The 13,641-nt window shown below is 54.2% G+C and carries 10 protein-coding genes; 5 read left to right on the forward strand and 5 right to left on the reverse strand.

Annotation, left to right across the window (positions count from 1 at the left end; all coding sequences use genetic code 11):
* Positions 1-25: 25 nt before the first annotated feature.
* From AC534G_RS19605 to AC534G_RS19615, 3 genes are all read left to right on the forward strand, one after another.
* Positions 26-3,103 carry a beta-galactosidase gene (locus AC534G_RS19605; RefSeq protein WP_110498662.1) on the forward strand — a complete coding sequence of 1,026 codons (3,078 nt, stop codon included), beginning with the start codon at positions 26-28 and terminating at the stop codon, positions 3,101-3,103.
* A gap of 57 nt (positions 3,104-3,160) precedes the next feature.
* Positions 3,161-4,414, forward strand: coding sequence for an MFS transporter (locus AC534G_RS19610; RefSeq protein ID WP_069323906.1), 1,254 nt, complete (start codon positions 3,161-3,163; stop codon positions 4,412-4,414).
* Between the two features lie 155 nt (positions 4,415-4,569).
* Positions 4,570-4,842 carry a YceK/YidQ family lipoprotein gene (locus tag AC534G_RS19615; RefSeq protein ID WP_110498663.1) on the forward strand — a complete coding sequence of 91 codons (273 nt, stop codon included), beginning with the start codon at positions 4,570-4,572 and terminating at the stop codon, positions 4,840-4,842.
* A gap of 46 nt (positions 4,843-4,888) precedes the next feature.
* Here the strand turns inward: AC534G_RS19615 and prpE are convergent, their stop codons facing one another.
* The 4 genes from prpE to prpB all read right to left on the reverse strand — a co-directional run bounded on the left by prpE (position 4,889) and on the right by prpB (position 10,436).
* A complete protein-coding gene (gene prpE, locus AC534G_RS19620) occupies positions 4,889-6,775 on the reverse strand; it encodes a propionate--CoA ligase (protein ID WP_042310270.1) in 1,887 nt (628 codons plus the stop codon).
* A 40-nt stretch (positions 6,776-6,815) separates the two neighbouring features.
* Positions 6,816-8,267 (reverse strand): bifunctional 2-methylcitrate dehydratase/aconitate hydratase, encoded by a 1,452-nt coding sequence (locus AC534G_RS19625; protein WP_042310272.1) that lies wholly within the window; start codon positions 8,265-8,267, stop codon positions 6,816-6,818.
* 37 nt (positions 8,268-8,304) lie between these two features.
* Positions 8,305-9,474, reverse strand: a complete 1,170-nt coding sequence (gene prpC, locus AC534G_RS19630) for a bifunctional 2-methylcitrate synthase/citrate synthase (RefSeq protein WP_069323902.1) — start codon at positions 9,472-9,474, stop codon at positions 8,305-8,307.
* A gap of 80 nt (positions 9,475-9,554) precedes the next feature.
* On the reverse strand, positions 9,555-10,436 hold the full coding sequence (prpB, locus tag AC534G_RS19635; protein WP_069323901.1) for a methylisocitrate lyase: 882 nt from the start codon (positions 10,434-10,436) through the stop codon (positions 9,555-9,557).
* 251 nt (positions 10,437-10,687) lie between these two features.
* Between prpB and prpR the strand changes: the two genes are divergently transcribed.
* On the forward strand, positions 10,688-12,298 hold the full coding sequence (prpR, locus tag AC534G_RS19640; protein WP_110498664.1) for a propionate catabolism operon regulatory protein PrpR: 1,611 nt from the start codon (positions 10,688-10,690) through the stop codon (positions 12,296-12,298).
* Positions 12,299-12,330: 32 nt separating this feature from the next.
* On the opposite strand, the gene yahO is transcribed toward prpR, so the two are convergent.
* The gene (gene yahO, locus AC534G_RS19645; RefSeq protein ID WP_006685820.1) at positions 12,331-12,606 is read right to left on the reverse strand and encodes a DUF1471 family periplasmic protein YahO; all 276 of its coding nucleotides are present in this window, start codon (positions 12,604-12,606) and stop codon (positions 12,331-12,333) included.
* A gap of 338 nt (positions 12,607-12,944) precedes the next feature.
* Here yahO and AC534G_RS19650 point away from each other — a divergent pair, with 338 nt between their 5' ends.
* Positions 12,945-13,577, forward strand: coding sequence for a LysE family transporter (locus AC534G_RS19650; protein WP_110498665.1), 633 nt, complete (start codon positions 12,945-12,947; stop codon positions 13,575-13,577).
* The last annotated feature ends 64 nt before the right edge of the window (positions 13,578-13,641 follow it).

The following is a 13,641-nucleotide window of genomic DNA, read 5'->3' on the forward strand; positions in this document are numbered from 1 at the left end:
TAACAAATTCAAACAGGATACCGTTATGAACCTGAACACAGATTCACTCTCCGCTGTTCTGGCCCGCCGCGACTGGGAAAATCCCGGCGTCACGCAGCTCAACCGCCTGGAGGCGCACCCACCTTTCTGTAGCTGGCGCTCAGCAGATGATGCGCGAACTAATCAACGCTCAACTCAGTTACGCTCGCTGAATGGCCAGTGGCAATTCGCGTGGTTTCCCGCGCCGGAGGCTGTGCCGGAAAGCTGGCTGACAAGCGATCTGCCACAGGCTGACACTATCAACGTCCCCTCTAACTGGCAGATGGACGGTTACGACGCGCCAATTTATACCAACGTCACCTACCCGATTCCGGTTAATCCCCCGTACGTTCCGGCACAGAACCCAACGGGATGTTACTCGCTCACATTTAATATCGAAGACGCGTGGTTAGATGAAGGTCAGACGCGCATTATTTTTGACGGCGTCAATTCCGCATTTCATCTGTGGTGCAACGGTCGCTGGGTCGGCTACGGTCAGGACAGTCGTCTGCCGTCTGAATTCGATCTGAGCGATTATCTGCTGCGCGGCGAAAACCGCCTGGCCGTGATGGTGCTGCGATGGAGCGACGGCAGCTATCTGGAAGACCAGGATATGTGGCGCATGAGCGGTATCTTTCGCGACATATCTTTGCTGCATAAGCCCACCACGCAAATCAGCGACCTGCGCATTAACACCCGTTTTAACGATGACTTCAGCCGCGCCGTGCTGGAAGCGGAAGTCAAAGTGGCGGGCAACGCGAGCGAAGATTTACGCGTTACCCTACAATTGTGGGAAGCTGAAACGCTGACTGACGAAACGACCTCCCCACTCGGCGGCGAGATTATTGATGAACGCGGCGCTTATCATGACCGGGTTAGCCTGCGGCTGAACGTCGAAAAGCCAGCGCTGTGGAGTGCTGAAACGCCCAATCTGTACCGTGCCGTTGTGCAATTACATAACGCGGATGGAGTGCTGATTGAAGCAGAAGCCTGTGACGTCGGCTTTCGTCAGATTGATATCAAAAACGGCCTACTACTGTTAAATGGTAAGCCGCTGTTGATTCGCGGCACCAACCGTCATGAACACCATCCGGTCAACGGTCAGGTGATGGACGAGGCGACGATGGTGCAGGACATTCTGCTGATGAAGCAGAACAACTTTAATGCCGTGCGCTGCTCCCATTACCCGAACCATCCGTTGTGGTACACCCTGTGCGATCGCTACGGCCTGTACGTGGTCGACGAAGCCAATATCGAAACCCACGGCATGGTGCCAATGAATCGCCTGAGCGACGATCCCACATGGTTGCCTGCCATGAGCCAGCGCGTGACGCGCATGGTGCAGCGCGATCGCAACCATCCGAGCATTATCATCTGGTCGCTGGGCAATGAATCCGGTCATGGCGTCAATCACGACGCGCTGTATCGCTGGATAAAATCAGAAGACCCGTCACGCCCGGTACAGTACGAAGGCGGCGGCGCGAATACCGCGGCGACCGACATTATTTGCCCGATGTACGCCCGCGTCGATCAGGATCAGCCCTTCCCGGCGGTACCTAAATGGTCGATTAAAAAGTGGCTGTCGATGCCCGGCGAGCAGCGTCCACTCATTCTCTGTGAATATGCCCATGCGATGGGCAATAGTTTCGGCGGCTTCGCCAAATACTGGCAGGCATTTCGTCAGTATCCGCGCCTGCAGGGCGGGTTTGTCTGGGACTGGGTGGATCAATCGCTGATTAAACACGATGATAATGGCAAGGCATGGTCAGCCTACGGTGGCGACTTTGGCGACACGCCTAACGATCGTCAATTTTGCATGAACGGACTGGTGTTCGCCGATCGCACCCCGCATCCGGCGTTATACGAGGCCAAACATGAACAGCAGTTTTTCCAGTTTACGTTACTGCCGGGCGCTGAACGCCAGATTGAAGTGACCAGCGAATATCTGTTCCGCCGCAGCGATAACGAAGTTCTGCACTGGTCGATTGCCCAGGACGGCAACCCGCTGGCCGCCGGACAAATCGTTCTGGATATTGCCCCGCAGGGCCGCCAGGTGATTACCCTACCAGATTGCCCGATGCCGGAAACCGCAGGCCAACTGTGGCTGTCGGTGCGCGTGGAACAGCCTCGCGCCACCGCCTGGTCAGACGCCGGGCACATCAGCGCCTGGCAGCAGTGGAAACTGGAAGAGAAACTCAGCCTGGCGCGGCTGCCAACTGTCCGCACCGCGCCACAGCTCAACGTTAGCGAAAACAGCTTTACTGTTGAGAACGACAACAAGCGTTGGCAATTCGACCGTCGGTCTGGCCTGCTGACACAATACTGGCTTGATGATACAGCCCAGTTGTTATCCCCACTGACCGACCAGTTCACCCGCGCGCCGCTGGACAACGACATCGGCGTCAGCGAGTCAACCCGCATTGACCCGAATGCCTGGGTTGAACGCTGGAAGGCCGCCGGTCATTATCAGGTTGCAGCAACGTTACTGCACTGTGCTGCCGACGCGCTCAGCAACGCAGTACTGATTACCACCGAACATGCGTGGCAGTATCAGGGTGAAACGCTGTTTATCAGCCGTAAATCGTATCGTATCAACGGTCATGGCGAGATGCAGGTAGCGGTGGATGTCGATGTTGCCAGCGGCACGCCGCATCCGGCGCGTATTGGCCTGAGCTGCCAGTTGTCGCAGGTCGCCGAGCGTGTGAACTGGTTAGGTCTCGGCCCGCATGAGAACTACCCGGATCGCCTGAGCGCCGCCTGTTTTGACCGTTGGGATCTGTCACTCGATGAGATGTACACCCCGTATGTTTTCCCGAGCGAAAACGGTCTGCGCTGCGGCACGCGCGAACTGCGATACGGCACGCATCAATGGCGTGGCGACTTCCTGTTCAACATCAGCCGCTTTAGCCAACAGCAACTAATGGAAACCAGCCACCGTCATCTGCTGCAACCGGAGGCGGGTACCTGGCTCAATATTGATGGCTTCCATATGGGTGTCGGCGGCGATGATTCATGGAGTCCTTCCGTGTCGCCGGAGTTTTTGTTGAGTGCCGGACGTTATCACTACCAGGTTATCTGGGGTTAAACATAATAATAATGGGCAGGTTATGACCTGCCCTTATTTTTCCTGAGGAAGTCTGTCATGTATTATTTAAAAAACACTAACTTTTGGATGTTCGGCTTTTTCTTTTTCTTTTACTTTTTCATTATGGGTGCTTATTTCCCCTTCTTTCCGATCTGGTTACACGATGTGAACCATATCAGTAAAGGCGACACAGGGATCATTTTCGCCTGTATTTCACTGTTTTCATTATTATTCCAGCCTGTTTTCGGACTACTTTCCGATAAGCTTGGCCTGCGAAAACACCTGCTGTGGGTAATTACTGGAATGCTGGTAATGTTTGCCCCGTTCTTTATTTACGTTTTTGGCCCGCTATTGCAGGTTAATATTTTACTGGGGTCGATTGTCGGCGGGATTTATCTTGGCTTTATTTACAATGCCGGCGCTCCGGCGATTGAAGCCTATATTGAAAAGGCCAGCCGCCGAAGCAAGTTTGAATTTGGTCGCGCACGCATGTTTGGCTGTGTGGGCTGGGCGCTGTGCGCCTCGATTGCAGGAATTATGTTCACCATCAATAACCAGTTTGTCTTCTGGTTAGGTTCTGGCTGTGCGGTCATTCTGGCATTGCTGCTGTTCTTTTCAAAAGCAGATGCCCCCTCTTCTGCAAAAGTCGCGGATGCGGTAGGCGCCAACAACTCAGCATTCAGCCTGAAGCTGGCGCTGGAATTATTCAAACAACCAAAACTCTGGTTTCTCTCCCTGTACGTGGTCGGCGTTTCCTGTACTTATGATGTGTTTGACCAGCAGTTCGCCAACTTCTTTACTTCGTTCTTTGCCACTGGCGAACAGGGCACCCGTGTGTTTGGCTACGTCACAACCATGGGGGAATTACTCAACGCCTCGATCATGTTCTTTGCTCCGCTGATCGTGAACCGCATCGGCGGAAAGAACGCCCTGCTGCTGGCCGGTACGATCATGTCGGTACGGATCATTGGTTCATCATTCGCCACCACGGCGCTGGAAGTCGTTATCCTCAAAACGCTGCATATGTTCGAGATACCGTTCCTGATTGTCGGTTGCTTCAAATACATCACCAGTCAGTTTGAAGTGCGTTTCTCGGCCACGATTTACCTGGTGTGTTTCTGTTTCTTCAAACAGCTGGCAATGATTTTCATGTCAGTTCTGGCCGGGAAAATGTATGAGAACATTGGTTTCCAGGGGGCTTATCTGGTGCTGGGGATAATTGCATTGAGCTTCACGCTGATCTCCGTATTTACCCTAAGTGGACCGGGGCCATTTTCCCTGCTGCGTCGTCGCGAAAGCGTCGCGCTGTAAAAGCCTCTTTGCCGGATGCACCACTCACGCGGTTTATCCGGCCTACAACGTGCAATTCTCACTCTGTGAGTCCTGACCCGGTGGTTTAAGTTTTGCGGGCAAAAAGCCGCTTTTAACCTGCTATGGTAAACGAGACGGTAAACCCAGGTCACAGGATGAGCAGAAAGACGGTTGCGGTAATGGCGTTCTTTATCAGCGCATTACTTTCAGGATGTGGCAGCATTAATGCGCGCACGGAAGGCGAGGATTCGAATACCTATTATGTGGGTACGCACCACGACATGGCTAAACTAAAAAATCCAGGCGCTTATGATTATAACTATTTCGATTTAGCGCTGTTATTTATCGATGTACCACTGTCTTTTGTGGCAGATACGGTCTATGCGCCGTTTGATTACTATCATGGACCGTATAAGAAAGTCGATTAAAATTCAGGCCCGGTAAGCATCGCGCCACCGGGCCAATGAATAACGGCTACTCCTCGATCGCCTGGCGAATTTGCTGCAGCGACGCCGGATCGTCAATGGTCGTCAGATCGCCGGGATCGCGGCCTTCACAGATTGCCTGGATGGTGCGACGCAGCATTTTACCGGAGCGCGTTTTCGGCAACTGCGACACAAACCAGACGTGTGCCGGACGGCCAAAATTACCAATCTGGCTGTCCACCAGCGCCATTATCGCCTTCTCTTCTGAATGCGCGATGTCACGGTCTTCCAGGCTATCGCTCTGCTTCGGAATGACAAATGCAACCGCCACCTGCCCTTTCAGTGCATCTTTCACGCCGACCACCGCCACTTCTGCGACGTTTGGATAGCTGGAAATACTCTCCTCTATCTCACGCGTACCCAGTCGATGTCCGGCGACGTTAATGACGTCATCAGTCCGACCAAGGATGAAGTAATAGCCGTCGGCATCGCGAATGCCCCAGTCAAAAGTGGCGTATACCTGACGAGAAAACAGCGACCAGTAGGTATTTACGAACCGTGTGTCATCGCCCCAGATGGTCTGAATACACCCTGGCGGCAGTGGCCCTTCAATCACCAGCATACCCTTCTCATTCGCTGCGCAGGGTTCGCCGGTGACCTCATTGAGCAACTGCACGTTATAGCCATACATCGGCACGCCAGGGCTGCCCAACCGCGACGGCCTGTCGTCCAGCCCACGGGCGATCGCCATAATTGGCCAGCCGGATTCGGTCTGCCAGTAATTATCGATAACCGGGACGCCCAGCGTTTCCGTTACCCAACTGGCGGTCGGTTCGTCCAGCGGTTCCCCGGCCAGATACAGCACCTCCAGCGAGGAGAGATCGTGATTGCGGATCTGCGCGGTCGGGAATTTCTTCAGTACGCGTATCGCCGTTGGCGCGGAGAACATCCGGCTAACCTGATACTTCTCAACAATCTTCCACCACACGCCGCAGTCCGGATATGTTGGCAGCCCTTCGTACACCACCGTCGCCATCCCCGCCAGCAGTGGGGCATACACGATATACGAATGCCCAACCACCCAGCCGATGTCCGACGCGCAGAAGAACACGCCGCCCGCTTTACCGCCGAAAATGGTATCCATCGTGGTTGCCAGCGCGACCGCATAGCCGCCAACGTCACGCTGGACGCCCTTCGGTTTACCGGTTGTCCCGGAGGTATAGAGAATGCAGGAGGTTTCATTCGATTCCAGCCACGTCACCGGCACCCGCGCGCCAAGATGCTGTTGGCGCAGCGCGGCAAAGTCGAGGTCGCGCCCCTCTACCCGCGCCATTTTCGCCAGACCACGATCGACCAATACCACATGACGTGGCTGGTGCTGCGCCTGACTGATTGCATCATCGAGCAGCTTTTTATACGGCAGGATCTTACCCCCGCGCGCGCCGGCATCCGCCGAAACGATAATCACCGGTTGGGCGTCGTCGATACGTGCCGCCACGCTGTGCGAGGCAAAGCCACCGAACACCACCGAATGGATCGCCCCAATGCGAGCGCAGGCCAGCAGCGTAATGTGCGCCTCGGCGATCATCGGCATATAAACCAATACCCTGTCGCCGCGCTGTACGCCCAGAGACAACAACATTGCCGCCGCCACGTTCACTTCGTCGTACAGCTGACGAAAGGTAAAGGTACGTTCTTCTTCGGTTTCCGATGACACCGCAATCAGCGCCAGCGCCTCAGGCTGTTTCTCCACCCAGCGGTCAATGGCGTTATGACACAAATTGGTCTTACCGCCGCAAAACCAGCGGGCAAACGGCGGGTTGCTGTGATCCAGCACCTGCGTATACGGCTGCTGCCAGTCAATACGCTGGGCCTGCTCGGCCCAGAACGACTCCGGTTGCGTAATCGAACGTTGATAAAACTCGCTATAAGACATAATGCTCTCCTGTTGAACTTACGCCTTGCCGCACGCAGGTTTAGATTACATAAAGATCCATATACTCATTGACCGGCATCTGCTCCAGGCGGGCTCTGTCCAGGGAGACATCCAGAATGCGCTGCTGCTGACGGGTCGGGAACTGACGCGCCAGGTTGATTTTGAACTTCTCGACCAGCTTCGGCATACCGTCGTGGCGACGGCGCGCATGACCGATTGGGTACTCCACCACCACTTCTTCAAAACGTGAACCGTCGGTGAACTCGAGAGTGATGGCGTTAGCAATGGCGCGTTTTTCCGGGTCGTGATAATCGGCGGTAAAGGCCGGATCTTCGAAGCAGGTGATCTTCTCGCGCAGGGCATCAATGCGTTTGTCCTGCGCCACGCCGTCTTCGTAATCTGCCGCGGTTAAACGCCCAAACAGCAGCGGGATGGCGACCATATACTGGATGCAGTGATCGCGATCCGCCGGGTTATCCAGTGGGCCTTTTTTATCGATGATGCGGATACAGGCTTCGTGGGTGCGAATGGTCACCTTTTCGATATCCGCCGCCGTTTTACCCGCGGCCTGCAGTTGCTCATACAGCGTCATTGCCGCTTCTACCGCAGTCTGCGAGTGGAACTCAGCCGGGAAGGAGATTTTAAAAAGCACGTTTTCCATCACGTAAGAGCCGTATGGACGCTGGAAGCGGAACGATTCCCCTTTGAAGGAGACGTCATAAAAGCCCCAGGTTTTCGCCGTCAGCGCAGACGGGTATCCCATCTCGCCCGTTTTTGCCATCAACGCCAGACGTACCGCGCGGGAGGTCGCATCGCCTGCCGCCCAGGATTTACGCGTGCCGGTATTTGGCGCATGACGATAGGTACGCAGCGACTGGCCGTCGACCCACGCCAACGAAACGGCGTTGAGGATTTCATCCCGGCTCAGCCCAAGCATCTCCGCGACCACCGCCGTGGAGGCGACTTTTACCAACAGAACGTGATCCAAACCAACGCGGTTAAAGGAGTTTTCCAGTGCGATACAGCCCTGAATTTCATGAGCTTTGATCATCCCGGTCAGCACTTTTTTCATGGTCAACGGCGCTTTCCCCGCCGCCACCGCGTTGCGCGACAGCCAGTCAGCTGTCGCCAGAATGCCGCCGAGGTTATCGGAAGGATGGCCCCATTCCGCGGCCAGCCATGTGTCGTTGAAGTCCAGCCAGCGAATCATCGCGCCGATGTTAAACGCCGCCTGCACCGGATCAAGCTGGAACTGGGTGCCCGGTACGCGAACGCCGTTCGGCACTACGGTCCCCGGCACCACCGGTCCTAACAGTTTTTTACAGGCCGGATATTCCAGCGCTTCCAGGCCACAGCCAAGGGTGTCGAGAAGGCAATAATGCGCGGTGTCGTACGCCACCTTTGAGGTGATCTCGTAATTCATAACGTAATCAACGATATCAACGATTTCACGGTCAAAGTCTGGGCGAACGTTCGAAATATGTGCGGACATAGGGTACAACTCCTGTTTTTATATTTAGAGGTTTTAATTAGCAACGCTTTTCGATCGGTACAAATACGCGATCTTCCGGGCCGGTGTAGTTGGCGGAGGGTCGGATAATTTTGTTGTCCTGGCGCTGTTCGATGATGTGCGCCGCCCAGCCGGTCACGCGGGCGATAACAAACAGCGGAGTGAACATTTCGGTCGGGACGCCCATCATGTTGTAGGAGACCGCCGAGAACCAGTCGAGGTTAGGGAACATCTTTTTGGTTTCCCACATCACCTCTTCCAGACGGTCGGCGATGTTGTACATTTTCAGCGAACCGCCTTCCTGAGAAAGCTGTTTCGCCACGCGTTTAATCACCTGATGGCGCGGGTCGGCAATGGTGTAAACCGGGTGACCAAACCCAATCACCACTTCTTTATTTTCCACGCGTTTGCGGATATCCGCTTCGGCTTCATCCGGCGTTTCATAACGCTGCTGGATCTCCAGCGAAACTTCATTCGCCCCGCCGTGTTTCGGCCCACGCAGCGCGCCAATCGCGCCGATAATCGCGGAATACATATCGGAGCCGGTTCCCGCAATCACACGACTGGTGAAGGTGGACGCGTTGAATTCGTGCTCGGCATACAGCACCAGTGAAATGTGCATCGCCTTTTCCCAGCTTTGCGACGGTTTTTCGCCATGCAGCAGATGCAGGAAGTGCCCGCCGATGGAATCATCATCCGTTTCCGGCTGAATGCGCTCGCCGTTATGGCTGTAGTGATACCAGTACAAAAGGATCGAACTGAGGGACGCCAGCAGCTTGTCGGCAATATCGCGCGCGCCGGAAACGGTATGTCCCTCTTTTTCCGGCAATGTACAACCCAGCGCGGAGACGCCGGTGCGCATCACATCCATCGGGTGGGATGCGGCAGGCAGCGCTTCCAGCACGGTGCGCACGTTTGCGGGTAAGCCGCGCAGCGCTTTAAGTTTGTTTTTATAGGCGGTGAGCTCGTCGCGGGTAGGTAATTTCCCGTGGATCAGCAGGTGCGCGACTTCTTCAAATTCGCACTGCTGCGCCAGGTCGAGAATATCGTAGCCGCGATAATGCAGGTCATTACCGCTTTTACCCACGGTGCATAACGCGGTATTTCCGGCGGCGACGCCTGACAGCGCAACCGATTTTTTAGGTTTAATGACATGCGTGTTGTTTTGCAGGATTGTTGTGTCGCTCATGTTGTCCTCGTCATTTTTATAATATGTAGGGTACAAATTTATTGCCGGATGGCGGCTTCACCTTATCCGGCCTACGACGGTTACTTTTTTGTGTACAGCGCGTCGAGTTTCTCTTCGAACTGGTAGTAGTTGATGCTTTCGTACAGTTCGTTGCGCGTCTGCATAATGTCGATCACGCTCTTTTGCGTGCCTTCCTGGCGCAGCACGTTGTAGACCCGTTCAGCCGCACGGTTCATGGCGCGGAAAGCAGACAGCGGATACAGGGCCATGGCGACGTTCGCGCTACGCAGTTCATCGGTAGTGAACAGCGGCGTGGCGCCAAATTCGGTAATGTTAGCGAGGATCGGAACCTGCACCGCATCAGCAAACTGGCGGTACATCGCCAGCTCGGTAATGGCTTCCGGGAACAGCATGTCGGCCCCCGCTTCGACATACGCCTGGGCACGATCGATAGCCGCCTCTAACCCTTCCACCGCCAATGCATCGGTGCGCGCCATAATCACAAAGTTGGGATCGGTGCGGGCATCCACGGCGGCGCGGATCCTGTCGACCATCTCTTCTTTAGAGACGATCGCCTTGTTCGGACGATGCCCGCAACGCTTGGCGCCGATCTGATCTTCAATATGCAGCGCGGCGGCCCCGGCTTTGGCAATCGACTTCACGGTACGCGCCACGTTGAACGCCGACGATCCAAAACCAATATCCGCATCCACCAGCAATGGCAGCGGGCAAACATCGGTGATACGACGAATATCGGTCAGTACATCATCAAGGGTAGAAATACCGAGATCCGGCAATCCCAACGACCCCGCCGCGACGCCGCCGCCGGAGAGATAAATCGCCTGATATCCGGCACGCTGAGCCAGCAGAGCGTGATTGGCGTTAATGGTGCCGACGATTTGTAATGGATTTTCTTTGCTGAGCGCGGCGCGAAACGCCAGCCCGGGGGAGTGTAGAGACATATCCGTCCTCTTGTTATCAACTTGTTACCATTCGTTGATTTACCTAAAGCAAGGGGTATGCCAAAGACCGAAATTTTTGTTCAAATTCAATTTTTACTTTTTGAATCAGATGATTACATTTAGAGTCTGTGTTTTTATTGCACAAAAGCGTGTCAGCTATCGTTTCATGAAACCGACTTGAATGTTTCATTGCAACATTTATGAAACACAACTAAACCCTTATACTCGGTTCCTTACTTTTTGGGTTGCTTATGGCTGATACGCATCTTCCGCCGCGAGTGAACGATGACAAACCGGTTATCTGGACGGTTTCGGTCACGCGCCTGTTCGAACTGTTTCGCGACATCAGTCTGGAGTTCGACCACCTGGCGACCATTACCCCTATTCAGCTGGGTTTCGAAAAAGCGGTGGCCTATATCCGTAAGAAGCTGGCCACCGAGCGTTGCGATGCCATCATTGCGGCAGGCTCCAACGGCGCGTATCTGAAAAGCCGTTTATCGATTCCAGTGATCCTGATTAAACCCAGCGGGTTTGACGTACTCCAGGCGCTGGCGAAAGCGGGAAAACTGACCTCGTCGATTGGCGTCATTACCTATCAGGAAACCATCCCCGCGCTAATCGCCTTTCAAAAGACCTTCAATTTGCAGCTTGAACAGCGCAGCTATATCACCGAAGAAGATGCTCGTGGACAAATCAATGAGCTGAAGGCCAACGGCACCCAGGCGGTGGTCGGCGCGGGGTTGATTACCGATTTGGCGGAAGAAGCGGGCATGACCGGCATTTTTATCTATTCGGCGGCCACCGTGCGTCAGGCTTTTGTCGACGCGCTGGATATGACCCGTCTGACGCTGCGCAGAAACGGGCAATACGCCTCTGGCGATATGCTGCGCACCCGCTATGCGCTGGGAGATATGCGCGGTCACTCTGCGCAAATGGAACAGGTGCGGCACACTATTATGCTCTACGCCCGTTCGCGTGCGCCGGTGCTGATTCAGGGTGAAACCGGCACAGGTAAAGAGCTGGCGGCGCAGGCTATTCATCGTGAGTATTTTACGCGTCAGGAGAATCGGCGCGGAAAACCTTCGCCGCCGTTTGTTGCCGTCAACTGCGGCGCCATCACCGAATCATTGCTGGAAGCGGAGCTGTTCGGCTATGAGGATGGCGCGTTTACCGGCTCCCGCCGGGGAGGACGCGCGGGCCTGTTTGAAATTGCCCACGGCGGGACGCTGTTTCTTGATGAGATAGGCGAAATGCCGCTACCGTTACAAACCCGGTTATTGCGCGTGCTGGAAGAAAAAGAGGTCACCCGGGTCGGTGGACATCAGCCGATTCCGGTCGATGTGCGGGTGATCAGCGCCACGCACTGCGACCTGGAACAAGAGATGAAACAGGGAGAATTTCGTACCGATCTGTTTTATCGCCTGAGCATTCTGCGCCTTAAACTGCCGCCGCTACGCGAGCGGCTGCCCGATATTCTGCCGCTGGCGGAAGGCTTTTTAAAACAGTCGCTGGCAGAACTGGATGTACCGTTTTCTGAACCCGTGCGTAAGGGATTAGCCCTGAGCCAGCCTACGCTGCTCAATTATGGCTGGCCGGGAAATATCCGCGAGTTACGCAATATGATGGAGCGTCTGGCGCTGTTTTTAAGCGTCGAACCGCAGCCGGAGCTGAACGTACAATTTCTACAGCAGCTATTACCTGAACTGGCCGCTGTTGCTGCCCCACCGCAGGTCACTTCATCACTGACGCCGCAGCAGGTGCTGGCGCAATTCAATGGCGATAAAACCGCGGCGGCGAGATATCTTGGGATCAGCAGAACTACGTTCTGGCGCAGGCTAAAAGAAAACCCGCCAGTGCAATGACTGGCGGGTACGTTATCTTTCAGTACCGCGCATTATTTTTTCTTGTAAATATTGGCTGTACCGTGGATTTTATTGTCCGTTTGGCCGGAGGTTAATACCACCACATCTGCGCCTTTCTCTTCGGCTTTCTTCAGAAGGTCTTCTTTCGCATCAGCGGCTGATACTTCATTACTTGTTGAAATATCGCCGATTTTGGTATATTGCGACTCAACCTTTTCAAACTCAACCTTCGTCATAAATTCCGCGGCATACGCGTTGGACACAACAAAAGCTAACGCACCAATAAGTACTTTAATTCCAGTTTTCATATAAAAGCTCCAGGTTTTGTTATATATGCCATCATCGCCCCCTGAACATTCGCCATGCGATTCAAGGATGATTAATAAGTAGTTCAGGCCGCAAAAAAGATCCAGAGCTGGCGGAAATATAAAGATATTTTGCGTATCGCGTATAACAGAAGATCCCACGCCGCGGCATTATCCGGCGCTGCTTGGTTACAGAAACCAGGCGTAGACGCTATTGGCAAATTTAGGCGCATTTCACAATACAGTGTGAGTAAATACGCAGAATGATGAGCGCGCTAAAATTATAGTGTTAGCAGTCTAAGCATGCCCCAGGCCCGCTCTTACTAATGGAATCGTTGTCTATGGAACCTTTACACGCCGTCGTACTTACCATCAGCCTGTTTGTTTTAACCTTTTTTAATCCCGGCGCTAACCTGTTCGTGGTGGTGCAAACCAGCCTGGCGTCAGGACGACGCGCAGGGGTGATGACCGGTCTGGGCGTGGCCTTAGGCGATGCGTTCTACTCCGGTCTCGGGCTCTTTGGCATGGCGACGCTGATTACCCAATGCGAAGAGATATTTTCACTGATTAAAATTGTCGGCGGCGCCTACTTGCTATGGTTTGCCTGGAATAGTGTTCGCCATCAGGCTACACCGCAAATGCCAACGTTACAGCAGCCGATTTCCGCCCCCTGGTATGTATTTTTCCGCCGCGGGTTATTAACGGATTTATCTAATCCGCAAACCGTTCTGTTTTTTATTAGTATCTTCTCTGTCACCCTCAGCGCAGAAACGCCTACGTGGGCGAGGCTCATGGCCTGGGCAGGTATTGTGTTGTCTTCCGTTATCTGGCGTATTTTTCTCAGCCAGGCGTTTTCTTTGCCCACCGTACGCCGTGCGTATGGACGAATCCAGCGGGTTGCCAGCCGGGTGATAGGCGCCATTATCGGCGTTTTCGCGCTCAGGCTTATTTATGAAGGTATCAGCCATCGTTAAGCGAGTTTAACTTGACCATCGTGACGTAATTGTCCGTAATACCGCCTGAATTTTAAATCGCATT

This window comes from Citrobacter sp. CRE-46 (assembly GCF_059615875.1).